The 22,698-nt window shown below is 56.5% G+C and carries 22 protein-coding genes, 4 pseudogenes and 1 other annotated feature; of the genes and pseudogenes, 14 read left to right on the top strand and 12 right to left on the bottom strand.

Annotated features, from left to right (window positions below; translation table 11 throughout):
• Complete coding sequence (locus tag NHF56_RS15465) at window positions 1-738, bottom strand: GntR family transcriptional regulator (RefSeq protein WP_252806147.1); 738 nt, start codon at window positions 736-738, stop codon at window positions 1-3.
• Between the two features lie 536 nt (window positions 739-1,274).
• Here NHF56_RS15465 and NHF56_RS20950 point away from each other — a divergent pair.
• The 4 genes and pseudogenes from NHF56_RS20950 to NHF56_RS15455 all read left to right on the top strand — a co-directional run.
• Window positions 1,275-1,502: pseudogene (locus NHF56_RS20950) on the top strand (DUF1403 family protein); the annotation flags it as partial.
• A pseudogene (locus NHF56_RS20945) lies at window positions 1,486-1,782 on the top strand (DUF1403 family protein); the annotation flags it as partial. The pseudogenes NHF56_RS20950 and NHF56_RS20945, both read left to right, overlap by 17 nt.
• Window positions 1,783-1,843: 61 nt before the next feature.
• Window positions 1,844-2,206 (top strand): DUF1403 family protein, encoded by a 363-nt coding sequence (locus tag NHF56_RS20940; protein ID WP_306431187.1) that lies wholly within the window; start codon window positions 1,844-1,846, stop codon window positions 2,204-2,206.
• 2 nt (window positions 2,207-2,208) lie between these two features.
• Window positions 2,209-2,424, top strand: a pseudogene (locus NHF56_RS15455) (segregation and condensation protein B); the annotation flags it as partial.
• Window positions 2,425-2,728: 304 nt separating this feature from the next.
• Here the strand turns inward: NHF56_RS15455 and NHF56_RS15450 are convergent.
• The gene (locus NHF56_RS15450; protein ID WP_252806145.1) at window positions 2,729-3,925 is read right to left on the bottom strand and encodes a GNAT family N-acetyltransferase; all 1,197 of its coding nucleotides are present in this window, start codon (window positions 3,923-3,925) and stop codon (window positions 2,729-2,731) included.
• Between the two features lie 135 nt (window positions 3,926-4,060).
• On the opposite strand from NHF56_RS15450, the gene NHF56_RS15445 reads away from it, so the two are divergent.
• The 9 genes and pseudogenes from NHF56_RS15445 to NHF56_RS15405 form a co-directional block, all read left to right on the top strand.
• A complete protein-coding gene (locus tag NHF56_RS15445; RefSeq protein WP_252806143.1) occupies window positions 4,061-5,371 on the top strand; it encodes an FAD-binding oxidoreductase in 1,311 nt (436 codons plus the stop codon).
• A 31-nt stretch (window positions 5,372-5,402) separates the two neighbouring features.
• Complete coding sequence (locus NHF56_RS15440) at window positions 5,403-6,914, top strand: aldehyde dehydrogenase (protein ID WP_252806141.1); 1,512 nt, start codon at window positions 5,403-5,405, stop codon at window positions 6,912-6,914.
• Window positions 6,911-7,408 (top strand): GNAT family N-acetyltransferase, encoded by a 498-nt coding sequence (locus tag NHF56_RS15435; RefSeq protein ID WP_252806139.1) that lies wholly within the window; start codon window positions 6,911-6,913, stop codon window positions 7,406-7,408. The genes NHF56_RS15440 and NHF56_RS15435 overlap by 4 nt, the downstream gene beginning before the upstream one ends.
• 10 nt (window positions 7,409-7,418) lie before the next feature.
• Window positions 7,419-8,915, top strand: a complete 1,497-nt coding sequence (gene argH, locus NHF56_RS15430) for an argininosuccinate lyase (RefSeq protein WP_252806137.1) — start codon at window positions 7,419-7,421, stop codon at window positions 8,913-8,915.
• Between the two features lie 226 nt (window positions 8,916-9,141).
• Entirely contained in the window at window positions 9,142-10,002 is an 861-nt protein-coding gene (locus tag NHF56_RS15425) for a transporter substrate-binding domain-containing protein (RefSeq protein WP_252806136.1), read from the top strand.
• Window positions 10,003-10,113: 111 nt separating this feature from the next.
• The gene (locus NHF56_RS15420) at window positions 10,114-10,785 is read left to right on the top strand and encodes an amino acid ABC transporter permease (RefSeq protein ID WP_252806134.1); all 672 of its coding nucleotides are present in this window, start codon (window positions 10,114-10,116) and stop codon (window positions 10,783-10,785) included.
• Window positions 10,782-11,456 carry an amino acid ABC transporter permease gene (locus NHF56_RS15415; protein ID WP_252806131.1) on the top strand — a complete coding sequence of 225 codons (675 nt, stop codon included), beginning with the start codon at window positions 10,782-10,784 and terminating at the stop codon, window positions 11,454-11,456. The genes NHF56_RS15420 and NHF56_RS15415 overlap by 4 nt, the downstream gene beginning before the upstream one ends.
• A 27-nt stretch (window positions 11,457-11,483) precedes the next feature.
• Complete coding sequence (locus NHF56_RS15410; RefSeq protein WP_252806129.1) at window positions 11,484-12,233, top strand: amino acid ABC transporter ATP-binding protein; 750 nt, start codon at window positions 11,484-11,486, stop codon at window positions 12,231-12,233.
• A gap of 128 nt (window positions 12,234-12,361) precedes the next feature.
• A pseudogene (locus NHF56_RS15405) lies at window positions 12,362-12,757 on the top strand (transposase); the annotation flags it as partial.
• Window positions 12,644-12,758 (top strand) — a sequence feature (AL1L pseudoknot). Its footprint overlaps the pseudogene before it by 114 nt.
• Window positions 12,759-12,970: 212 nt before the next feature.
• On the opposite strand, the gene NHF56_RS15400 reads toward NHF56_RS15405, so the two are convergent.
• The 10 genes from NHF56_RS15400 to NHF56_RS15355 form a co-directional block, all read right to left on the bottom strand.
• On the bottom strand, window positions 12,971-13,549 hold the full coding sequence (locus NHF56_RS15400; protein WP_252806127.1) for a TetR/AcrR family transcriptional regulator: 579 nt from the start codon (window positions 13,547-13,549) through the stop codon (window positions 12,971-12,973).
• 99 nt (window positions 13,550-13,648) lie between these two features.
• Window positions 13,649-14,776 carry an ABC transporter ATP-binding protein gene (locus tag NHF56_RS15395; RefSeq protein ID WP_252806125.1) on the bottom strand — a complete coding sequence of 376 codons (1,128 nt, stop codon included), beginning with the start codon at window positions 14,774-14,776 and terminating at the stop codon, window positions 13,649-13,651.
• Window positions 14,776-15,537 (bottom strand): tyrosine-protein phosphatase, encoded by a 762-nt coding sequence (locus tag NHF56_RS15390; RefSeq protein ID WP_252806123.1) that lies wholly within the window; start codon window positions 15,535-15,537, stop codon window positions 14,776-14,778. The genes NHF56_RS15395 and NHF56_RS15390 overlap by 1 nt, the downstream gene beginning before the upstream one ends.
• Window positions 15,538-15,550: 13 nt before the next feature.
• Entirely contained in the window at window positions 15,551-16,423 is an 873-nt protein-coding gene (locus tag NHF56_RS15385) for a carbohydrate ABC transporter permease (RefSeq protein ID WP_252806121.1), read from the bottom strand.
• Window positions 16,413-17,357 (bottom strand): carbohydrate ABC transporter permease, encoded by a 945-nt coding sequence (locus tag NHF56_RS15380; protein WP_252806119.1) that lies wholly within the window; start codon window positions 17,355-17,357, stop codon window positions 16,413-16,415. Before NHF56_RS15380 ends, NHF56_RS15385 begins: the two co-directional genes overlap by 11 nt.
• A 63-nt stretch (window positions 17,358-17,420) precedes the next feature.
• Window positions 17,421-18,746, bottom strand: coding sequence for an ABC transporter substrate-binding protein (locus NHF56_RS15375; protein ID WP_252806117.1), 1,326 nt, complete (start codon window positions 18,744-18,746; stop codon window positions 17,421-17,423).
• Window positions 18,747-18,760: 14 nt separating this feature from the next.
• The gene (locus NHF56_RS15370; RefSeq protein ID WP_252806115.1) at window positions 18,761-19,642 is read right to left on the bottom strand and encodes a metallophosphoesterase; all 882 of its coding nucleotides are present in this window, start codon (window positions 19,640-19,642) and stop codon (window positions 18,761-18,763) included.
• Window positions 19,643-20,050: 408 nt separating this feature from the next.
• Window positions 20,051-20,338 carry a hypothetical protein gene (locus NHF56_RS15365; RefSeq protein WP_252806113.1) on the bottom strand — a complete coding sequence of 96 codons (288 nt, stop codon included), beginning with the start codon at window positions 20,336-20,338 and terminating at the stop codon, window positions 20,051-20,053.
• Window positions 20,335-21,213 carry a 2,3-dihydroxybiphenyl 1,2-dioxygenase gene (locus tag NHF56_RS15360; RefSeq protein WP_252806111.1) on the bottom strand — a complete coding sequence of 293 codons (879 nt, stop codon included), beginning with the start codon at window positions 21,211-21,213 and terminating at the stop codon, window positions 20,335-20,337. Before NHF56_RS15360 ends, NHF56_RS15365 begins: the two co-directional genes overlap by 4 nt.
• Window positions 21,214-21,219: 6 nt before the next feature.
• The gene (locus NHF56_RS15355) at window positions 21,220-21,876 is read right to left on the bottom strand and encodes a nuclear transport factor 2 family protein (RefSeq protein WP_252806109.1); all 657 of its coding nucleotides are present in this window, start codon (window positions 21,874-21,876) and stop codon (window positions 21,220-21,222) included.
• A 142-nt stretch (window positions 21,877-22,018) separates the two neighbouring features.
• Between NHF56_RS15355 and NHF56_RS15350 the strand changes: the two genes are divergently transcribed.
• Complete coding sequence (locus NHF56_RS15350) at window positions 22,019-22,495, top strand: VOC family protein (protein ID WP_252806107.1); 477 nt, start codon at window positions 22,019-22,021, stop codon at window positions 22,493-22,495.
• Window positions 22,496-22,698 lie beyond the last annotated feature (203 nt).

Raw genomic sequence — 22,698 nt, 5'->3', positions numbered from 1 at the left:
TTAAAACTCCAGATGCAATGCAAAATGCGATGGGTCGAGAAGGCTGACGACATATTCAATGGGCCGACCATCGGCGCAGCGCGCCAGTCGGCTTGTTCTCAAAAACGCCAGCCCCGGCGCGCGCTTCAAAAGGTCGGCGTCTTCCGCGCTCAGCATCTCCACGCCGGCCCATTCCTCGCCATGTGTTGTAATGAGACCCGCCTCGCGCAGCGTTTCGTGCAAGGAGCCCGCCTTGAGGCCGCGCAATGGCACGCTTTCCAGCTCGGGCAGAAGGGGCAGGCGGCTGCGCTCCAACGAAATCGGCGTCTGATCCGGCGTGAGGCTGCGAAGGCGATCGACGGCAATGAAAAAGGGATTGTCGATTTTCAGCTGTTCGGCAAGATCTGCGTCCTGCAGAACCTCGATCCGCAGGATGGTGGTTTGCGTTTTCGCCCCGACTTCAGCCAGCGCCTTCGACCAGCCGGAGACATCCTCAATCGTCTTGCCATTGAAGGTGACGAAGGAGCCGATACCCACCTTGGTGGTGATCAGTCCGCGGCTGTTGAGCTCCTCAAGGCCTTTGCGCAGCGTATTCCGGCTCACCGAAAAGCGGCGCACAAGCTCGCTCTCGCTTTGCAACCTGTCCCCGAAACCGAGAACGCCCGAGCGGATTTCCTGCTCCAGAACACTTGCGATCTGTTGCGGTTTTGGTGCTCCGGGGTCCAGCTTGGCTTTCATCGACATAAGGTCCTTGATCAATCGTGTCTGATATACCTGTTCAGACCTGTTCACATAGTCGAAGCATTTCCGACATGCTGTCAAGAGCAATAATGCGACAGGAGGACAGGTTGGCCGAAGACCGACCGGCAGGTTCCGTTTGCAGTGGTGCCGGCGACAATGGACGCGCAAAAGCGGCCGGACGTATGCGCAATTTTCAAGCGCCGTTTACCGTCTCTTAAAGCGGGAATGTTTTGATAAACCGGCTAAAGGCCGCTGTGGCCGGCTTGGCGTATCAGAACCCATTCCAGATGTGGCTTACCTTCATGTGTGGGCACGCCGAAAGCTCTGAATGCTCATCGCACCGCGCTGAGAGACGGCGCAGCGTGCAGATCGATGTCATTTTCGGGGATTTGCGGCCTCTGAGCGTGGGTTTTCTTTATAATGTACAATATGAACGATAATGCAATCTTATCGGGCATTATGCCATTACTACGGTCTGTGCGGTTAGATGCGAGTAGACTGTCAAAACTGCTCGTATCATGTAGTCTCGCGGGCATGATTCGCCTTCTCCCACCATCTTCCCGGGATACAGGCCACCGGCGCTGTTACCGGCTTGGTCCATTCCGCGCGGGCGTCATCTGGCAGAGACGGATGCGGAATGTGATGCGGATATCGCTCTGAAATCACTGGATGATCTTGTGCATCCCGAACCCGGATGGGCGGGCTGCTGGCGGCAGCGTCAGGCGCTGAAATGCGCCGCGGCGGTCGTGCGGTTGATGGGCCGCAATGAGGACAAACACGCGTCGCGTGATGCGCTTTCGTTCACGGCCTCCGGCGACGATCCGGGGCCGGCGGGGAATCGTGTTTCTGGCCTCCAAAAGGATCACGGATCGGAAACCGGGTTTCTCCTCGAAGGCGGTCGCTGCGTTGGTCGATCTTTTGGGATTGGCCTGGGACGTTGGCCTTGCCTCCATCCCCGATCTGGTCGAATCTGTCGTCCAGTCCGGACGGGCGGCACCCTTCGCAGTGGCGGACCTTGTGACTGCGATCCTTGTCGTCCGTCCGAATGCCGAACCACTCGCCAGGGCGCTCTCCGACATGCTGATCGCGGTCCTGCTGAAATGGGACCGGGCCTGTGCTGCCGATGGCCAAGCGTTCCGGTCCTGCCTTCCGCACACTCGGGGCCAAGGGGCGCGTGCGTCCCGGCGAGGCCGGCTTTCCGCGCACGGTCTATCTGGCGCTGGTGGAAGGCGCGGGAATGACCTTACGCTCGGCGAATGAAATTGCCCGGCGCGCGGACACGCTTCTGGCCGTAACGCCGAAGGTTCGATCAAAGCGTGCCGACGCCGTTATACGCAGGCTGTTGGAAGAGGATGCATTGCCGGCGACGGTGCCCGGCAGCTATCTCTCCCTTTGGGCCGCGACGAAACTGTTTGAACGGTTGGAAGGCTTTGGTGCCGTGCGCGAACTGTCGGGCTGCCCCTCCTTGCGGATCTGCGGGTTGTGACGATGACGGGATCAAGCACAGCCAAAGCCCGCCGGAAAGCGAACGCAGCAGACGAACGTCTGTTTGATCGGGAGCTGGAAGACCTGCCGCCGGCACTGCGCTGGCGGGAATGGATGCTCAGGGTGGATGCGGTGACCTCTGCGTCGAGCGAGCCGGTCGGTCGTGAGACCTTGGTTCGGGTCATCGGAAAAGACTTCAGCATCGATCTGCTGATCGATGGTAACAGCAAGGTTGTCGCCCATGTCTGGAGCCAAGCGGCCCATCGATTTGTTCCAATGTCCGGAACCCAGTCCCAAGCACCACGCTTGTAGTCGTAGCGCCAATGGGCCTTGATCCATTTAGCCGCCCCGAGCGGCCGAAGGGTCTGCATATTCTGCATCCGGTCGGCGTTGGTGCGCGGATCCTTCATCGGTGTTGACGTAGCTGGCGATGGCTGGCGCGACACTTTGGATCGCGCTGGTGTGTTGACTTGAAGGGGAGCGCAAAAGAGAACCGGGCATTCGGGCGTGGTCCTGCGCCTCCTCAGGGAATGGTATATTCAAGGATGGCGCTATAAGGCGTAAAGCCGAGACGCTGCCAGAATACGCGACCGCCCGGATTGTTTTCGATTGCCTCGAGCATGAGATGGTCTCCGGCTTTGAAACGGGCAGAAGCCAGCGCATTAAACGCGGCCTGGCCCATGCCGTCGCGACGATAATGACGGACGATAAAAAACTGCCGCAAAAAGATACGCTGCCTTCGTGGGTTGGACGGGTCCGTCTCCCGTTTATGCGTGGCATATCCTACAATTTCGTCGTCGAGCAGGAAGAGGTCGACGCTCCATCCCTCGTGACCCACAAACTTGCGGAAACGTTCTTCCATTTCCGAGACATTCATCGGATTGCGATGACCTTCGTCGTCTGCCAGTTCGCGATTCATGCGGGCGAGAAGCGGGAAATCTTCAGAGGTGTGTTTGCGAACGCTCACTTTGCCAATGAAACGCGATGCCAGGGGCATTTCCTGCGAGATTGATGCAGCAGGGGAGGCGGTGTTTGCTGTATCACCGTGAGGTCCCAGATATTGGAGAACCAAATCACGCTCCCCGGTTATGTGGCTGCGCAGGGCGGCGATCAGCCTGTCGGGCGTTCTGTTTCGCAATGCTTCCATGATCGTGCGATGATCGAGGGCAGCGGCTTTAAGCTGGTCGGGATTTGGACTCATCATCAGATGAACAAGCCGCAACTCCGTCGCCAGCTTGCTGAATGTCTCGGTGATGCGGCCATTATGGCCGGCGTGGCACAGCGCTGTGTGAAATGCCACGTCCGCCTCGATCATTCTGGCGCGCGCATTCGAGAGGGCAGCCGTTTCAGTATCGCGCAATGCGTTCTCAATTGCTCCGAAATCGTCTGGCGAAGCAAGGCGAACCGCAGCCAGAGCGGCAGTGCATTCCAAAATTTCCCGTAAAGCATATATGTCGGAGATCTCGCGCTGGTCCAGTTTCCGCACGAACGCCCCGCGATAGGCATGAGTCTCAAGCAAGCCAGCTTCCTTGAGCTGGCGCGTGGCTTCGCGAACAGGGCCGCGACTGACCTTCAGACGTTCCGCTATTTCCGCTTCATTGAGCTTGTCGCCAGGGCGCAATTCTCCATTCAAAATGATGCTGGAAATCTGTTCGACCACTATTTCGGCTAGCGGACGGCGTTTGGCTCGCGACGAACTGATTGAGGAATCTGCACTCATGATTTTTCCCTGACTGAGAGATCAGTATATCACCGGATCGGTAATCGCAAGTTCACTTTGTTGACAATAATTTTTTTGTTGACAATTTTTATTTGGCCTCTCATGGTTGGTGGCATGCTTCCGTTGAGGGTTCGAATGTCCGGCGATATTTTTACAAATGACTTCAAGAGCGAGCCCTACTGGTGGGAGAATGCTCGACCATTTTCGACCGATGAGGATCTACCTCATGAGGCAGATCTGGTGATCGTAGGGGCTGGCATCTGCGGCCTGAGTGCCGCGCGCCGGGCTATCGAATTGGGCGCGTGTCCTTTGGTTCTGGATGCCGGCGCAATCGGTGGCGGGGCCAGTTCACGCAGCGGTGCCATGGTTTCCAGCGGGCAGAAGCTCTTGATAAGCGGTGCGGCGCGCGCCTTGGGCTCAGATGCGGTCACCGAACTTTCGCAAGCCCATGCTGACGCGTTTGAATATGTTCGCACATTGACGACAACGGGCGGAATCAGCGCTTCTTTTCGCGAAACGGGGCGACTTTTCCTCGCAGCCTTGCCGCGGGATCTTGAGCAGTTCGCAAGTCATGCGCGCATTTTGAGCGACGCCGCCGGCGTGACGGCCCGGACTGTCTCCCGCGAGGAGTTGCGGTGCGAAATCGACAGTGACCTCTATCACGGTGGACTTCTGGTCGAAGAATTTGGCGGATTGAACCCGGCCATGCTTGTCCAATCCCTCGCGCGGGATGTTGAAGGTCGCGGTGGTATTCTGCGCTCGCATGTAAGGGTGGAAGGCATAGCGAGAAGCGGCGCAGACCACGTGGTGAAGACCAGCAAGGGAAGCATCAAGGCTCGCCACGTGCTCTTCGCGACAAACGGCTACACTGATGCGGCGCTGACAAGCCTCAGACGGCGGATCGCCCCTGTTGGTTCTTACATGATTGCAACGGAGGAACTGGGAAATGATCGCGTTGCCGCTCTCATGCCCAAAGTGCGCATGTATTCAGACACCAAGCGCAATCTCTGGTTTTTCCGGCCCTCGCCGGACAACAAGCGAATTCTATTCGGTGCTCGCCCCGGTCTTTTCCCGAACACGCCCGAAATGGCTGCAGGATATCTGCATCGCTTCCTGTCGCGTGTTTTTCCCGCACTCGAAAACGTCCGTATCAGCCACGCATGGACGGGAACGATCGCCATGACACGCCGTCATATCCAGCATATCGGGCAGCGTGAGGGTGTCTGGTTTGCGGTTGGATGCAACGGCAGTGGCATCGCTATCATGCCCTGGCTTGGGCGACTGACGATAGAACGGATGCTCGGGAATCTCACGCAACCAAGCGTGTTCGAACGCATCTCTTTCGGCGTCTTGCCCAATATCGGCGGCACACCTTGGTATGTGCCGTTTGCAGCCGGATATTTCAGCTTTGCCGATTGGCTTGATCGCAAACGAGCCGGGTTATGACCTCAACAGGATCGAAAAGGATAAAGAGGATATGACTGACCTTATCCGAAGCGAAAGCCAGCCCCAACCGGGCGCCGAAACGATCGGCAATATAGAATGCCGTGCGTTTATCGATGGTAGGTTTGTCGCGCCGGTCAATGACGGGCGCTTTGACTGCATCAACCCGGCGACCGGCAAGATCATTGCCAAGGTCGCGTCCTGCGATGCGGATGATGTGGACCTCGCGGTCAGGGCTTCCCGTCGTGCTTTTGACGCCGGGCACTGGTCTCGTTGCGATCCGGAGTTCCGGCGGCGTGTTCTGGTGCGGTTGGCAGATCTTATTGAACAGGCTTCCGATGAACTGGCCGTTCTCGAGACTATGGATACAGGTAAGCTTATCCGCGATTCATCAACGCTCGATATTCCCGGAGCGGCTTCGGTTTTTCGCTTCTTCGGCGAGGCTTGTGACAAGCTTGTCGATGAGACGGTTCCTGTCGGGCCTGGAGCGCTTGCTACAATCACGCGGGAGCCGGTTGGCGTGGTCGGCGCGGTTGTGCCCTGGAACTTCCCTTTGAAAATGGCTTCATGGAAGTGTGCTCCGGCTCTTGCTGCAGGCAATAGCGTGATTTTGAAACCGGCTGAGCAGTCGCCGCTAACCGCCCTGCGCCTTGCTTCTCTTGCGGCCGAGGCGGGTATGCCGGAGGGTGTGTTCAACGTGCTTCCCGGCTTCGGACCTGATGTGGGTGGGCCAATTGGCTTACATTCGGGGATTGATTGTGTTGGCTTCACCGGCTCGACTGAAATCGGAAAGCGGTTTCTAGGGTATGCCTCGCAATCGAACATGAAGCGGATTTGGCTGGAGTGCGGGGGGAAAAGCGCCTGCATCGTCTTTCCGGATGTTCGCGACCTTGAGGCGGCGGCCAAGGCTGCAGCAGCTGGCGTCTTCTTCAATCAGGGCGAGGTTTGTTCGGCAACGTCCCGGTTGTTTGTTCACAAGAACATTCTGAAGGATTTCCTGCCCCTGTTGCTTCAGGCCACGCAGGCTTACGAACCCGGCGACCCGATGCATAGCGATTCCGGCATGGGTGCAATGATCAGCGAAGAACACACAGAGCGCGTGCTGTCCTACATAGCAAAGGGCCGCCAAGAAGCGGAACTCGTGGCGGGCGGAAACCGCATTTTGCTCGACACCGGCGGCTGCTTCATCACTCCAACCATTTTCCTGGGGGCTGCTCCAGACTCAGTGATTGCAAGCGAGGAAATCTTCGGGCCGGTACTCTGCGTCATTCCCTTCGAGAGCGAAGCCGAAGTCGTATCCATCGCCAATGCTTCAATTTATGGGTTGGGTGCGTCAGTCTGGACCCAGGATCTGGACCGCGCGATCCGGATGTCACGGGCGCTGCATGCGGGCAGCATAAGCGTCAATGCGGTCGACCACGTCGATGTCCGCACACCTTTCGGAGGGGTCAAGCAGTCCGGCAACGGGCGGGATTTGTCCCTGCACGCTTTCGACAAATATTCCGACCTGAAGACAACCTGGATCGCACTGGGGAAAACTGCATGACCGATACCTTTCACAAGCTGGACATTCGTCCTGCCACCGTTGCCGACTTACCAGAGATCGCGGCAATGAACCGGGAACTGATCATTGACGAAGGGCACCGCAATCCGATGACCTTGTCGCAGCTGGAAGAACGTGCGCGCGGCTTCATGGAGAGTGGAGAGTGGCACATTGATCTGCTGGACATTGACGGTCGAACTGCGGGATTTGCGACTTGGCGCGAGCAGCACGATATAACCGAAAAGAGCGGTGAAAGCGTCTATTTACGGCAATTCTACATCAGCCGGGATATGCGCGGAGGAGGAGTCGGGCGTAAGGCCTTCGACACACTCGTATCAGACCGTTTCCCCGCAAATATCCGGGTCGTCCTGGAGGTTATGCAAAGCAATCCGGGCGGTCAGGCATTCTGGAGCAGGATGGGTTTTGTTCCCTACGCTTCGACGCTGGAACGGCGCTGCGATGAATCCCACAACAATTTCAAAACCTCCAGTGAATAAGGAGCAGAATATGAGCACCACCCCGTCTCAACCCGACGCGACCCGTATCGGGCGTGCCAGCGGAGCAAAGGCCCCGGAGTTTCAGGAGCTCTACGACTTCGATGCCGCAGCTCTCACGCTGACCAGCGCTGTATTTCCCTATGATAGCCAGATTCACAGAGCACATGTCAGCATGCTGGCGGAGCAGAACATTCTAAAGCCCGAGGAAGCGGCTGCGATTCTGCAAGGGCTGGCTGCTGTCGATCTTTCGGCACAGGACGATCCTTCGCTGCGCACCTATCTGCCCTATGAAGCCGCGCTAAAGCGTGAGATCGGGCCGGTTGCCGGCAAGATGCATATCGGGCGCAGCCGAAACGACCTCGCCAATGCCGGGAAACGAATGTTTCTGCGTGATCAGCTGTTACGCACCATCGAAGCGGTGATCGGACTTCGCGAGGCCGTTATCGATAAGGCCGCCGATCATCTTGACACAGTCATGGTCGTCTACACCCAGCGTAAGGAAGCCCAGCCGATCACGCTTGGCCACTATCTTATGGCGATCTGCGAAAATCTTGGAAAGAACCTCGATCGGTACCGCGAATTATACCCGCGGATTAATCAATGCCCGCTTGGCGCTGCCGCCACGGCTGGCACTGGATGGCCGCTCGACCGCGATCGGACAGCCGCTCTCTTGGGTTTTGACGGTCTTGTCGTCAATAGTATTGAAGGCGTGGCAGGTTGGGATCACGTTGCCGAATTTGCTTCCGACAATGCGATCTTTCTCAGCGGCGTGAGCCGGCTGGCATCGGAAATCCAGCTTTGGAGTTCGGATGAATATCAGACGGCTGAGCTGGATGCGTCCTTTGCCGGCACCAGCAGCATCATGCCGCAGAAGAAGAACCCGGACTCTCTCGAACGCAGCCGTAAAGCAGCGTTTGCCGCGATGGGGCCGCTTGTTGCGATTCTGACTTCGCTGAATGCGATCGAATATCAATATAGTGCCGCCCGCGTCGAACTGGAGCCGCGCTCTATCGATGCAATGATTGCCGCCACCCATGCAATGACCGGCGTCGTGCGTACCCTGCATCCAAACAAGGCGCAGATGCTGAAATATGCAGCGGAAAACTATGCCACGATGACCGATCTCACCGACATGTTGGTGCGCCGTGTCGGTATAGATTATCGCGAAGCCCATGAAATCGTTGCCCGCGTCGTCATCACGGCTATAGAGCGGGGCATCAAAGCCAATTTGATTGAAATCGATCTCGTTCAGGAAGCGGCCGTCGCTCAGACTGGCGCGCCGATTGATGTGAGCCCGCAAGATATCATTGATGCATTGGATCCTGTCAAGAATGTCGCCCGCCGTGCCGGCAAGGGGATGCCCGCTCCAGAATCCGTCAAAGCCGCAATCGACGAAGCGAAAATCGAACTCGAGGCAGATCTCAAATGGTTGTCCGATCGCCGCGGACAGCTTGCCAAGGCCAGTGAAATGCTCACGGCGGTGGTCAATAAAATCTCCGGAAAATAAGCTCCGGGCGCTCCTCGGAAAAAGCAACAAAGCCCGGCAGAGATCAAAGGACCCGTCCGTGTACTGCCGGGCTTCATGAGGAGCGAAACTTAGGCTTGTCCTGAGTCGGCTTGATGGGTCGGAAGAACCCGCAGGCGCTGGGAGGAAGCACGGATTTGGGGAAATGCCCCCAATCGAGAACAAGGTGAATTTCAAAGCGTCATTTCCAACAAGGGGAACATAGACAATGAAACAGAGAACGACATTCAGGTTGATCACCGCCTTTTCCGTGCTTGTGCTTGCCGCGGCGGCGCACGGACAGGACGTGACCGTTCCAAAGGAACTGAAGGAAAAAGGTGAGCTGAGGATCGGCGTCAAGTGCGACAGCCCTCCGTCTGGCTTTCTGGATCAGAGCGGGGATGTCACCGGCATTGATGTGGATGTCGGGCGCTATATGGCAAACTACGTGTTTTCGGACGCAAACAAGGCCGTCTTCACCTGCGTTACCGCCGCAACCCGCGTACAGATGCTCGTTTCCGGCAAGGTCGACGTGCTTTTTGCGACGATGGGTGTCACCGAAGAGCGCAAAGAGACGGTCGACTTCGCAACATCCACGAACTGGGGCTCGTCCGGCATCCTTGTCAGGCAGGGCGAAAATGTCACGAACCTTGATGAGCTGAAGGGCAAGACCCTTCTGACGAACAAGGGAAGCTGGCAATCGACGTACCTCGAAAAGGAATATCCGGATATCAAGCTGGTGAAGTACGACAATGTGACGGATGCCATTCAGTCGTTGCGTCAGGGACGCGGTGACGGCGTCGCCCAGGATCATCACAGTCTCGTCGTCGCGGCCAGCAAGGACCCGAGACTTCAGGTGGCCGATGTCCAGTTCCAGATCGGCTGGTCAGCGCCCGCGGTGCGCCGCGGCGATACCCCCATGCGCCAATTCATAAGCGCCATGGTGGAAAAGGCGAAGACTGATGGAACCTACGTTGCTGCGGTGAAGAAATACGCGCAGGCGATTGAACTCGACGAACGGATCGCCAGCTACACACAGTCCCCGCCGGATGGCAGCACCGACCAGAACACGGTTCTTCCCTCACCGTAGGATCTCGTCCCGGTCCTTCCCTATCCTATGGACGGCCCTTGCCTGGGCTGTCCACTTTGAGAGAGCAGCGATGTTGTCGAAAACTCCTTCAAAATTTCTGGCCGACGCGTCATGACAGGTATCGCCATCGACTGGAACTATTTTTGGTCAGTTGCGCCCCTGTTTCTGAGGGGGCTGGAACTGACGCTGGTTTTGTGTCTGGTCTGTAACGGGATCTCCATTGCTGTCGCCTATGTCCTGGCGACCATCCTGTATTTCCGCACGCCTGTCCTTTGCCAGCTTATCAGAGCTTATGTCAGTTTGATCCGCAACACACCGATGCTGGTGCAGCTTTTCTTCTTCTATTTCGGTCTGCCGGAAATCGGCGTGGCGGCATCGCCGCTCATCTCAGGCATAATCGTGCTGACGGTATGGGCCACAGCGTATCAAACCGAAAATATCCGTGGTGCGATAGAAGGTCTTCCGCCGCGACTGACGGAGGCCGGACGTTCGCTCGGCCTGCGCCCTGGCGGCCTTTTCGTTTTTGTCATCGCGCCTGTTGCGACGCGGACAGTGGTTCCAGCCATGATGAATACGATCATATCGGCGACCAAGAACTCGGCGTTGTTAAGCTCGATCGGCGTGATGGAACTGACCTATGTCGCGATGGATAACATTGCGGAGAGCTATCGTTCCATGGAGAATTTCCTGGCGCTGCTGATCTGTTACCTCACGATAGTCATGGGGCTTTCCGCAATCGTCACGCTGCTGGAAAGGCATCTGGGCAGAGGATATCGCCGATGAATTTCGACCTCATCCTGGAAAACCGGGACTTCTTTCTGCGCGCTGCCGGCTACGCAGTGGTGATTTTCGTGGCCAGCACCATGGCTGCTATGGCTCTCTCTCTTGCATTCGGCTCTCTGGCGACCGTGCGTCTAAAGCTGATCCGCATGCCTGTCCGCATTGTCATAGAGGTCTTTCGCGATATCCCGCAGGTTGTTCTTTTGTTCTTTATCTTCTTTGGCGCTCCGGCATTCGGGCTTCAACTGGGACCGCTTCAGGCCACCATTCTCTGTTTGTCCCTTTGGGGCGGGGCGAACGGGGCGGAAATCGTTCGGGGCGGAATCAATGCAGTGCCTCGACACCAGTTCGAGAGCGCCCGTTCACTGGGGCTCGGATCCTTCTCGATATTTGTGGCGATTATACTTCCGCAAGCGCTTCGACCCGTTATTCCCGCCTATGCGGGCCTGTGTAATATCCTGATGCATTCGACCTCCCTCGGGGCATTGGTGGGCGTTGTCGAGCTGCTGAAAAGCGGACAGATCGTCATCGACCGAGCGTCCTATTACCAGGGCGGTTCCCCGGGCCTTACCGTCTATGGGTTCATCCTTGTCGTCTATTTTATTGCCGGCCTGTTGATGAATGCGGGAATCCGTGGGCTCGAGCGTCACTTGGGGCGCTCCTCCAAAAGGTAGTCCAAAAACAAAACAGAGGGTTTCAAAATGACACAAAACCTGGACACGGCCGTTATCCGCACCATTGGTCTGGAAAAATATTATGGGATCCATCAAGTTCTGTTCGGCGTGGATTTTTCCATTACAGAGGGTGAACGGGTCGTCATCATGGGATCTTCTGGATCCGGGAAGAGTACGTTTATTCGCTGCCTCAACGGCCTGGAAAGCACCCAAGGCGGACACATCCAGTTTCACGGACGAGATATCGAGGCGCTCGCCGAAAGGGATTGGCGGCCACTGCGCCGCCGGATTGGTATGGTTTTCCAGGATTTTGCGCTCTTCCCACATATGACTGTTCTGAACAACCTGACTTTCGCACCCGTTCGGGAGGGCTTGATGAAAAAGGCGGCGGCCGAGGAGCGTGCATTGGCACTTCTCGAACGGGTCAAGCTTCGCGGCAAGGAGCGCTCCTTCCCAAGCCAGTTGTCGGGCGGCCAGCAGCAAAGAGTCGCAATCGTACGATCGATGATGATGAGTCCCGAAGTCATGCTGTTCGACGAGCCGACCTCGGCGCTCGATCCGGAAACGGTGGGAGAGGTCCTCGCCATCATCCAGGACCTGACATCGGAAGGGCTGACATCAATCATCGTGACGCATGAAACCAATTTCGCGCGCAAGTGCGCAAATCGCATCGTTTACATGGATGCAGGCAAAATCGTGGAAGAAGGCTCTCCGGAGAAATTTTTCACATCACCCGATACCGAGCGCGCCCGGAGCTTCATTGCAAGCCATAATTAGGGGGCAATATTTGACGGTGCGTTGATGGCGGTGCGTTGGGAGAATATGGACCTTGCTGCGAAGCGCCGCATCTGGGGGTTGAGCCGCGCCGCGTTTGCCGGAGACCCAACGCGTGAGAAGTAGGGTCTATGGCAAGCAAAACGACGAACAAATTTTCTCCTGAAGTGCGCCCGCGCCGTTCGAATGTTGGCCGAACATGAGTTGAAACATCCGTCGCCATGGGCGGCCGTTTCATCTATCGCGGCCAAGATCGGTTGCTCGGCGCATACCCTCCATGAATGGGTGAAGGAGGCCGAGGTCGATAGCGGTAAGCGTGCGGGTTTGCCTAGTGACGTTGCGGAGAAGATGAAAGCCCTGGAGCGTGAGAACCGCGAGCTTCTTCAAGCAAATGAGATTTTGTGCAAGGCATCAGCTTATTTTGCGATGGCAGAGCTCGACCGCCCACTTAAGCGCTGATCTCTTTCATCGACGAACACTGCTCGCGGCTCGGGATCGAGCCGATCTGCAGACTGCTGCCGATTGCTTTCAATCGGCTTCGTAGCAATATCACGCCCAACGAATTCGCCATGAAAATGGCTTTGGAAAAGCTGGCCGCATGAGGCCATAAATCAACCCTCGGATTCTGCCAATAAATGGAGGAAGCTCGGGTCCAAGGTCAAAGTGTCACTCCCTCATCTTCGATATACAACCTGCATCCGCGGAGATTGAACGACGGTGGGCGTCGGGCTTTCATTTATTCAGGTGCCGGGCTCTGCGATAGCGTACCAACTTGTCAGGGCGATTTGCTCCCTTTGTTCATTTGTCAGTTGAGAATGACGCATGCGATGCCACTTGAGGGTGTTCCGGATGCCGCCGCCGATGTAGGGCGCCAGCAAGGTGGCAGGCGCTTTTCTCAACAGTCCGGCGTCCTGCGCCAATTCGACAATGCGGATAACGTAAGTATTCACCGGATGAAATAGCGTGTCAAACTGGACGGCAGGTATGAGCGGCACATTCGAGAGATACTCAAACAAGACGGCGCGGCGGGCATCTGACCAGAAACAGTCGATATACTCGTAGATATATCGGATAACGCGGGCGCGCGGCTCCTCTCTCAGATCGATCTCATGCACCAAGGCGTTGTTGATATACGCCGCGAGCTCTCCATAAACCGCGAAAGTCAGTTCTTCCTTTGATGCAAAGTAGTTGTAGATGGATCCTGTTGCGACGTTGGCCTTTGCCGAGATCGTGGACATAGGAAATTGCAGGCCGCTCTCCACAATCAATTCGGTGGCTGCGGCGAGAATACGACTACGCTTGTCGGCGATTGCGTCCATTTCGACTCATTTCTGCACTACATGGCATACCTCTATTCTAGCGGCGCGAAAGCGGTTTGCAAAAGAACAATTAGCGCGTGTTTGCTATGTCTTGCGCAATCAATTAAACGCCACGTGCATGGCCCGAGAAGCTTGAGCCTGCTGGCTGGCTTGCCCGCCACCGAGCCGCTGACCGTTCGTTTTCTCGAAAAAATGGAGATGTTCCGGCAGCAGACCTATCGACACTCTGTCGCCTTCGCGGACAGTCAAGTCGCCATGCATAACCACCGCAATTTCAGGTCCATCCGTCCGGCAGTATGCGACACGGCTTCCCCCAAGTTCCTCAATCAGATCGACATGGGCCGGGATACCCTCGGCGGACGGTTTTCCGAGCAGGAGGCTTTCCGGTCTTATTCCGATCGTGATCTCTCGTCCCGTCCATTGATGGAGTTCCTGTGAATGGACCGCAATCTCTGTATTTGGCAAGATGTGCAGATTTCCCTGTTGCAGAACCTTTCCCGGTAAAAAATTCATAGCCGGGGCGCCAAGGAAGCCGGCTACGAAGGCGGAGGCGGGGGCGCGGTAGATCTCACCGGGCGTTCCAACCTGCTCAACCTTGCCCGCGTTCATCACAACCAGCTTGTCCGCCAATGTCATGGCCTCCACCTGGTCGTGGGTGACAAAGACGCTGGTTGCAGACAGTCGACGGTGCAGCCGCTTGATCTCGATGCGCATCTGCACGCGCAGCTTTGCATCGAGGTTGGAGAGCGGTTCATCGAACAGGAACAGCCGCGGCTCGCGGACAATTGCGCGACCCATTGCCACGCGCTGACGCTGGCCACCGGAAAGTTGCGCCGGGCGGCGGTCGAGATAGTCGCCTAGTTCAAGAAGCGCTGCAGCTTCTGCGACCTTACGTGCGCGCTCCGGTTTGGATACCCCCGCGATCTTCAAAGGGTACCCGATATTTTGCTCCACGCTCATATGCGGATAGAGCGCGTAGTTCTGAAACACCATGGCGCAACCGCGAGCGGAAGGTTCCAAGTCGTTGACCACCTCATCGTCGATGGAGATTGTACCATCGGTAATATCCTCAAGACCGGCAATCATACGCAGAAGGGTTGATTTCCCGCACCCCGAAGGTCCGACGATCACAAGAAACGTGCCATCCTCGATATGCAGATCGATACCATGCAGCACCTGCTTGTTGTCGTAACTCTTGCGGGCATTTGCGATTTGCAGATTTGCCATTACACGACCTCTTTCCATCTGGTTTCGGTGTTGGCCAGCCTCTGGGCGAGGGCCTGCCTGCGATCTTGTGAAAGCGCGATCCGGTCAAAAAAGGCCTCAATGCCGCCGAATGCGTCGCTTATATGAGAAATTGCCGCCGACATGGTCTGTGGATCGGACGTCAGAAGAGGGCGGAAGCTCTCGACATCGGTGCCGCGCGCCGACGCGGCGGCGACCAGTTCTTCGAGCATCGGCGCAATCAGCGGGCCCGTCATGGCGTAGTCTGCAACGATCTCGTTATCGCAAACGCCTGTCGCCGCCAGGACCAATGCCGCTACAAGCCCCGTCCGGTCCTTGCCGGCCGTGCAATGGAACAGAACAGCGCCCGGCGGTGCGTCGGCAATGGTTTCCAAGATCGCCCGGAAGGCTTCACCACGTTTATCGAGGGCAGCAATGTAAAGGCCGAGCAGCATGTTTCCCCCATTTTGAGACGCCATTTGTGGTTCCGGCGCGAGGTCTTCAAAGAGCGATATGCTGTGGTAGGAAATCTCGGGATGGTTGCAAAACAGTCCGGGAGCTTCGGCCAATTCCCGGTCGTGCCGAAGGTCGATGACGGTGCGCACGCCCTCAGCAATCAAAGCGGCGACGCCATCGGTATCAATCCGGTGCAGGGAATCGGCGCGTAGAATGCGCCGCCACTGCGTTTGACCTCCACCCACAATCCCGTAACCGCCAAGATCGCGGATGTTGTAGGTTCCAGGAATGCGAATATGTCTTTCCATCTTAATGTCCATGTCAGCGAATTCCTGATTTCATGAAGGATTGGATCACCTGGCGTTGGAGCACCACGTAAATGAGCAGGATCGGCAGGCTGGCCAACGACGAGGCGGCCATCAGCGGCCCCCAGGAGGTGCCTTCCTGCGTAATGAACATCTGGATACCGATTTGAATGACTGTGTTCTCCGCAGAGCGAGACAGAAGCAGGGGCCAGAAATATTCGTTCCACGTTGATATGAATATCAGGATGGCAAGGGAGGCTATGATCCCGCGCAAGTTGGGTACGATGACCTCCCACAATGTGCGCCAGCTTCCAGCACCATCCATCCGCGCCGCCTCCAGCACTTCCTTGGGGAAGGCGCGCATTGACTGCGTCAGGAGCATGATGGCGAAGGCCGATGCGAAGTGTGGCAAAATGAGTGCCGGCAGACTATCGAGCAGGCCCATGCGCGCCACGAGGAGATAATTGGGGATCATAACGACTTGAATAGGCACAAGCCACGTGAGTCCGATGAGTGCATAGACGAACTTGTCAAACCGGAAGCGCCAGCGGGCAAAGCCATAGGCGGCAGCAATGCCGGTGAGAAGCTGGATGAATGTCACTGCGGCGGAAACCACGAGCGTGTTCCAGAGCATCCGCCAGATCGGTATGGCCGAAAGCGCGTAGGCGTAGTTGTCCAGCGAAGCGGCGTCTGGCCAAAGTGCTGTATCGAAGATGTGGTTCTCGGCGCGTAGCGAGGACACCAACATCCAGTAGACCGGAAAAACGGCAAACAGCGACATCACGATCATCAAAGCATGACCGGCAATCGCCAGATTGGCTTGGCGACGCTTCTTCCTGCTTTGCAAACCGGAAGTAGACATAGGTAACGACAGCGTTTCAGTTGTCATAGAAGGAATACCTCTCAATCATACGAAAGAGACCGAACGCGATGACAGAGAATCCGACGAACAGGACAACGGCGGCGGCCGAACTCCAACCCACCGACATGGAGGAAAAGCCGAAATCCCAAAGCAGATAGTAGATATTGGTGGTTGATCCGAGAGGCCCGCCCGCCGTCAGCACATTGATATAGGTGAAGCTCCATTGTGCGCCGAGCAAAATAGTCATCATGACCAAAAAGAGCGCCGTGGAAGACAGGAGCGGCAGTCGAATGTCTCGCACGATCTCCCAGGAGCTCGCTCCGTCCATGCGGGCAGCCTCGATGAGGGAGGGGTTGATATTGGCGTTGGCTGCCGAGAGGATCAGTGTGGCAAAACCGATCAGTTTCCACCCGGTGATCAGGATGATTGTCCATATGGCGAAATTCGGATCGCCAAGGAAGTCTATTGGCGCGATTCCAAGGCCTTGCAGAGCGAGATTGAGTATACCGTGCTGGGGGTCCAGCAACCATCGCCAAACGGCTGCCGCCACGACTGGCGCGATGATCATGGGAACAAAAATGAGCGCGCGGTAAAAATTCCGCCATCGACCCTTGAGGTCGTGGGTGAAAATGGCGACTGCAAGGGGAATTGCGACAGACATCGGCAAAAGCCCGACGACGTAGATGGCCGTGTTTCCCAGTGCCTGCCAAAGTTTTTGAAGTGCAAATATGTTCGAGTAATTCTGTGTTCCCACCCATTTTTGCGGTGAGAAAGGCAACATGTTCCATTCGTAGAAACTCAGCATGAAGGCTCGGATCAGGGGTTCATAAATCCACACGCCGAAAGCCAGAACAGCGGGCAGAATGTAGAGCCATGGCAGTAATTCGGCGGAAAGACCAATTCGGCGTACAGACCGGCGGATGGGGCGCGCCAATACAGGCTGTAGGGCTGCGGTGCTCATGACACTTCCTTCAAGTGAGGTTGGGGCCGCCAGCTGAGACCAGCGGCCCTGGTTACTTGTGCATCAGGTGTTGTTGGGCATCAGGGCCTGAGCTTGATCCTGTGCGGCTTTCAGCGTTGCGTCGACATCGCCGCCCCCGAATACTGCTTGTTCCATCGCATCCATCATCGTCTTGAGAATCTGGCGGTAGTTCGATCCGGGAAACGGCGTCCAGGGCTGAAGGCGCTCAAGCTGAGCGAGGTTCGGCTGAATAAGCGGGTGTTCGGCAACCCAGTCCTTGAGATAGGCGGGATCATTGACGATATCGGTGCGCAGCGGCAAGTAGCCGATTTCGGAGGTGATGATTGTGTAACCGCGCTTGGAGGTGAGGAATTTCATGAACTCCCAGGCGGCCCGCTGTTTCAGGGGGTCGTGGCTGAGGATCACAAGGCCGGAACCGGAATTGGTCGGTGTGGCCAGTGTGTCCCCAAAACCTGGCATGGGCGCGGCGCGTAACTCGTATTTGCCCTCCGCGCCGGCAATCAGTGCGCGCTGGTAGGCCGATGTGTTGAGGAACATCGCCGTCCCCCCAGCATTCATCGATTCCAGGTTGCTTCCGGAACTGCTGTTTTCCAGTACACCGGCATCATGCAGTTCGCGAAGCATTTTGACGGCACCAGCCGCCGCTGGCTCGGCAAATGTAAGGGTCTTGCGATCCTCTGACATCACCCGTCCGCCATTGGACAGCAGAACGCTCTGCAGCAGCCAGTCAAAGCCGGAGGCCGCAGCGCCTACGACGCCGGTTGAAAAGCCCTTCGCGTCTGTTTTGTCCTGAATAGTAAGGGCGGTCTCCTTGATCTCCGCCCAGTTTTTCGGGGGAGAATCCGGGTCGAGACCAGCTTTGCGGAAAAGGTCGGCATTGTAAAACAGGACCGGAGTCGAAAAGGTGTAGGCAAGTGCATATGTCTTGCCATCGAGAACACCAAGCTCCAGGCCGTTTTTCGACATACCGTTGAAATGTTCAGCGAGTTCGTCAGCGGGGACGATATCTTCCAGAGCGCTCGCACCCATGTTGTTGGCAACAAAGTCGAGACCGTCAAAAACGACTTGAGCCAGGTCCGGACCTCGGCCTGCCGCCACGTCGGCCAGAATGCGGCTGTTCATTTCTGTAGAAGGCACACCCACGCCATCGACCTTGATCATCGGATTGGCCGCCATAAACTCGGCTATCAGCTTTTTGGTGCCATCCGCGCCGATCCCGGCCGAGGCAAGGTTGTAATTGTAGAAAGTGATGGTAACCGGTTTGTCGACGGTTGCCGGAATGGTTTGGGCAAAACCCGGTGCCGCTACGGCAACCGAGGCGAATGTCCCGACGAGAATGCGGGCAAGTTTCTTTCCAATTGCAGACATGTTTCAAGTCTCCCTTATTCTGCGGCTTGTGGGCCGGCATGAAGTTGCCGTTGTGCTTTCGCGACATATTCCTTGAGTGTTTCCATGGGCACGGTGTGCTTTTCTACGCGCGTTTGCGGCTGCGGCACGAGCGCCATCGTCAGACCAGACGGGCGGACAATACCGATGGAATAGCTGGTGCCGTCGACCATTCTAAGTGCGTTTGGAAAGGCCCTTGGATCGAGCGCAGCATGTTGACCCATGCCGACAATCAGCGGCATGCCGTACCAATTGCTCAGTCTGTCGTAGTGAACGTGGCCGGAGAGGATGCCCAGAATGTTGTGACCCTTAAGCGTGTCGCGCAACTTAAGGCTGTCGGCAATCGTCAGGGACTCCCATTCCATATCCGGCTGATCTTCGTCGAGTGCGGGGCCATGGTGCAGCGTGATCAGCTTCGGCAGATCGGGGTGCGTTTTCAGAACTGCCTCCAACCAGTCGAATTGTTCAGGTTCAATGTTGCCGCCAACCTGGCCAGGCACGCTCGTGTCAAGAGCAATCACATGAATGCCAGCCAGTACCGTGTCATGAAAATATGGTGCATCGGTATTAGTGTCGCGACCGAGCATGCCCTTGTAGAAGCCGTCGCGTGTGTCGTGGTTGCCTATCAGCCAGACAATTGGCAGATCGATGCCCGAAGCCTTAAGGATCGACTTGAGATGCCCGTAGCTATCGACATCCCCGCGGTTGGTGAGGTCTCCGGTCGCAACGATAAATTCTGGCTGCGGGTCCAGCGTCGCAATATCGGCAAGGATCGCCGCGAGTGTGGCGGAGGTGTCCGAATGCAGGTGGTCATCGTCAACTGCGGGATTGCTGATATGGAGATCTGTCAGATGAATAAAGGTTGTGGTTTTCGGCATGATGCGCTCCAGCTTTGTTTTCAGCGACGCAACGACCCACCCCCGACCGCCCACGAAGCGGTCAGGATCGATTCTCTTGAAAATGCGATGTCTCTTTTCGCCCCTCACCGGGACGTTAGCGTCCAGAGCACTGATATAGGCTATGCATGACAACTGAATGAACGATCATTCAGAGCTCTCATCTGCTTGCAACGAGGAGAGCGTAACGCCTGACTGTCGATTTAAACTTCGAACGGTTGTTCCTCAAAGTCGTTGGTCAACAGAGCGTTAGCTTGGCAGTTGCTATCTGCGGTGATGCGAACGGAATCGAGATGGTCACTCATTCTTGACACATGTCGAGCGGATCAAGTGGCGACTTTGGAACGGCCAGCCCGATTGGGCCCTCGCACTCACTGCCAAAGCTTAGGGTCAGGTTTCGATGTTCTGCAGTTCGACGCCCTGGAGTTTATCAACGTAACGCTGCATGAACTCGAAGCTCCAGCCACCTTCAACTGCAATCATGAATGCGTAAATGAGGAAAGGATGCGCTCCGAGCAGGAAAATTGCGCGCTGATCGCGTGCCGAAAGAGCTGCATGCTCGTCAGCACTCAGCGAAAACCCTTTCAACGCGGCTTCCGGGTTTGCGTCGAAAGCCGCGCGAAAATCGTCCTCCCGCGAATAGCGCCAAAGCACCTTGTTGACCATGTAACGGCTCATTGTGCGCCTCCCTTCAGGTCGCTTTCAGTCCAGCCCAGGAATGCACATGGCGGCTGTGCGCCGGTTGCTACCATCTCTGCAAATCCGGGTGCTGCTCCACGCGCGGCACCGAGGGCGACACAATAGGCGAGAAATCCGGGCGTGCCGTTTCCTTGAGCGTAGAGCTGATCCCAAGTCGCGCGCTGCAATATGTCATCTACCCTGTTCTCTTCAATCAATGCCCAGGTCTCGATGTCCCATGCGCTTGCCGGCTCCTTCTGAATCGACAGCATATTCGGTCCGCCCACACTGTTCGACATATGTCCGGTGACGATCAATGCGACCCGCTGGTGCGTGCCGTCGGACTCGATACCAGAACGCAGAGCACTGCCGACGGTGGCATAGCGACGTCCGGGCGGGACGGGTGGCGCAAGAAGATTGATAAAGACCGGCACGACCGGCAGATCGTCAGCCGGTCGAAGAAACTGCATGGGAATGGTGAAGGAATGGTCGGCAACGAATTCGTTCGAAAAGGCGAAGTCGACACCGTTTTCATATCCCGACTTGAGGATGTGTCGGGCCAATCGCTGATCGACCGGCAGATCGCACGGGTCAAGCCCCCACGACTTGATCTCGGACGGGAATGGCCCTGCCATGCGTTCTGCTATGCCAATCATGAAAGGCGCCAGATTGTCGTAGAACCATTGATTGAGATGATCGCTACCGACCATCACGACAATATCGGGCCTTGCAGCCTCCAGTTTTTCCCTTAACGCGTCGAAGTGCTTCAGTGCAGGTATTGCACCTGGGTCGGCTTTGCCAACGGCCGCCATGCGCGCGGCAATGGCCAGTGTGGGATCATGGGGTACACCTGCGATAAAAACGAGATTGGCCATACGTCCTCACAAGTAAATACGTACGGCATGCAGGCCGCCGGTGTTGCCTCGTTCATAAACGGCAATCGCCGGTCGACCGGAAGGCATGTAACATTCAACGACGCACGTCTTGCCGTCATCTGTGAAGCGGCAATATTGGATACGAATACCCGTTTCGCCCATCATCTTGACGAAGTCTGTGCGCAGCTCATCGCGCCCCCGGAAGGTTTCGGCATTGGAATGCTGGAAATATCCATCTTCATCGAAGATCGAGAGTACCTCTTCGAGCCGATTGCCATTGAGCGCCTGGAAATAGCGATAGAGGACATCGTCCTCAGAGCGCCACGGCTTTATGCCTTCGACCGGCGTGAGAATTGGCCCTCTGTCGTCCACAAGGTGATGGTCGGAATAAACATAGGCGGTGGGGCCGTTCGATGCCGCCGGATCAACGACAAAAGCAACCGGCAGGAAGGGTTTCGGACCTTTTGGCCCCATGAAGCGGTATTCCGCCACCTGCCTGCCGTCGGCAGATGCTTGTGCGCTTTCCTCAATGCTATCCCATTTTTCGCCCGGCCAAAGGAAACTGTCTTCAAAATCCTTGGGCGTGATGAGACCAGAAAATGGGTCGTTAACCCAGCTCAACGCCTTCAGGGTCTCAATCAGCTTTGCACGTGATGCTTCCATTCCTCGTCCTCCCGACGACAAGCATGTATGATTCTCCCTTTATTAATTGGGCAACCAATCAATATTGTCAATGAAGACGATTCAGTCTATGGGATTTGGCGATCGGGTCGCTGTACCTGGACGTTGGGACTGGGAGGAATTCATGAGCCAGGCTTTGAGTGACATGACGGTTCATCACGTAGGCATCAGTGTTCGCAACCTCGAAGAAGCCATTGATTTCTGGTGTGATATCTTCGGCTTCGAAGTGGATTTCCGGATAGAGATTGCGCCGATCAAGGCAAAAATCGCCTTTATCAAGCGCGATGGATTTCGGATCGAGTTCTTCGAAATAGAGGGATCCAGCCCGGCTCCAACCAGCCGCTTGAAACCGAATACAGACCTTGAAACACAAGGGACGAAGCATATCTGCTTTGCTGTCGATGATGTGCAAGCCGCCCTGGAGCAATTGCATGCCCGCGGCGTGCGTATTGTCGGCATCATGCGCGGTCACGGCAGGCCGATGGCTGCCGAAGACGACCCGCGGCTGACACCTGACAAGCCTCCTGCCGCCGCATTCTTCTTCCTTGATGTGTCTGACACGCTGGTCGAAATTGTCCGCCGCTCGGATTTTTCAAGCTGAGTGCATACAGCGTGCATGTCGCCGCAGCAATGGCCGCTTGCAAATTTATTGGTTGGTCGTATAATTAACAAAGCAACAGAGCGGGAGATGCAGCAGCGTCGGAAGTGTGCCGGTTGAGCGTCAAGCTTTTCGCGGACATGGGCAGGCGGCGAACCGACAACATGTAATGCGCTACTCCGTAAACTGATCGATAGAGGAGGGAA

The sequence above is a fragment of the Rhizobium sp. L1K21 genome (assembly GCF_024055895.1).
Taxonomy (GTDB): Bacteria; Pseudomonadota; Alphaproteobacteria; order Rhizobiales; family Rhizobiaceae; genus Ensifer_A.
The sequence above is the reverse complement of the archived record's forward strand: the minus strand, read 5'-3'. Positions and strand labels throughout refer to the sequence as shown.

Bases quoted from the DNA above. Each gene is read 5' to 3' on its own strand.
- NHF56_RS20940 (WP_306431187.1), top strand. From the start codon at position 1,844: ATGGCCAAGCGTTCCGGTCCTGCCTTCCGCACACTCGGGGCCAAGGGG.
- NHF56_RS15450 (WP_252806145.1), bottom strand. From the start codon at position 3,925: ATGAGTGCAGATTCCTCAATCAGTTCGTCGCGAGCCAAACGCCGTCCG.
- NHF56_RS15445 (WP_252806143.1), top strand. From the start codon at position 4,061: ATGTCCGGCGATATTTTTACAAATGACTTCAAGAGCGAGCCCTACTGG.
- NHF56_RS15440 (WP_252806141.1), top strand. From the start codon at position 5,403: ATGACTGACCTTATCCGAAGCGAAAGCCAGCCCCAACCGGGCGCCGAA.
- NHF56_RS15435 (WP_252806139.1), top strand. From the start codon at position 6,911: ATGACCGATACCTTTCACAAGCTGGACATTCGTCCTGCCACCGTTGCC.
- argH (WP_252806137.1), top strand. From the start codon at position 7,419: ATGAGCACCACCCCGTCTCAACCCGACGCGACCCGTATCGGGCGTGCC.
- NHF56_RS15425 (WP_252806136.1), top strand. From the start codon at position 9,142: ATGAAACAGAGAACGACATTCAGGTTGATCACCGCCTTTTCCGTGCTT.
- NHF56_RS15420 (WP_252806134.1), top strand. From the start codon at position 10,114: ATGACAGGTATCGCCATCGACTGGAACTATTTTTGGTCAGTTGCGCCC.
- NHF56_RS15415 (WP_252806131.1), top strand. From the start codon at position 10,782: ATGAATTTCGACCTCATCCTGGAAAACCGGGACTTCTTTCTGCGCGCT.
- NHF56_RS15410 (WP_252806129.1), top strand. From the start codon at position 11,484: ATGACACAAAACCTGGACACGGCCGTTATCCGCACCATTGGTCTGGAA.
- NHF56_RS15400 (WP_252806127.1), bottom strand. From the start codon at position 13,549: ATGGACGCAATCGCCGACAAGCGTAGTCGTATTCTCGCCGCAGCCACC.
- NHF56_RS15395 (WP_252806125.1), bottom strand. From the start codon at position 14,776: ATGGCAAATCTGCAAATCGCAAATGCCCGCAAGAGTTACGACAACAAG.
- NHF56_RS15390 (WP_252806123.1), bottom strand. From the start codon at position 15,537: ATGGAAAGACATATTCGCATTCCTGGAACCTACAACATCCGCGATCTT.
- NHF56_RS15385 (WP_252806121.1), bottom strand. From the start codon at position 16,423: ATGACAACTGAAACGCTGTCGTTACCTATGTCTACTTCCGGTTTGCAA.
- NHF56_RS15380 (WP_252806119.1), bottom strand. From the start codon at position 17,357: ATGAGCACCGCAGCCCTACAGCCTGTATTGGCGCGCCCCATCCGCCGG.
- NHF56_RS15375 (WP_252806117.1), bottom strand. From the start codon at position 18,746: ATGTCTGCAATTGGAAAGAAACTTGCCCGCATTCTCGTCGGGACATTC.
- NHF56_RS15370 (WP_252806115.1), bottom strand. From the start codon at position 19,642: ATGCCGAAAACCACAACCTTTATTCATCTGACAGATCTCCATATCAGC.
- NHF56_RS15365 (WP_252806113.1), bottom strand. From the start codon at position 20,338: ATGAGCCGTTACATGGTCAACAAGGTGCTTTGGCGCTATTCGCGGGAG.
- NHF56_RS15360 (WP_252806111.1), bottom strand. From the start codon at position 21,213: ATGGCCAATCTCGTTTTTATCGCAGGTGTACCCCATGATCCCACACTG.
- NHF56_RS15355 (WP_252806109.1), bottom strand. From the start codon at position 21,876: ATGGAAGCATCACGTGCAAAGCTGATTGAGACCCTGAAGGCGTTGAGC.
- NHF56_RS15350 (WP_252806107.1), top strand. From the start codon at position 22,019: ATGAGCCAGGCTTTGAGTGACATGACGGTTCATCACGTAGGCATCAGT.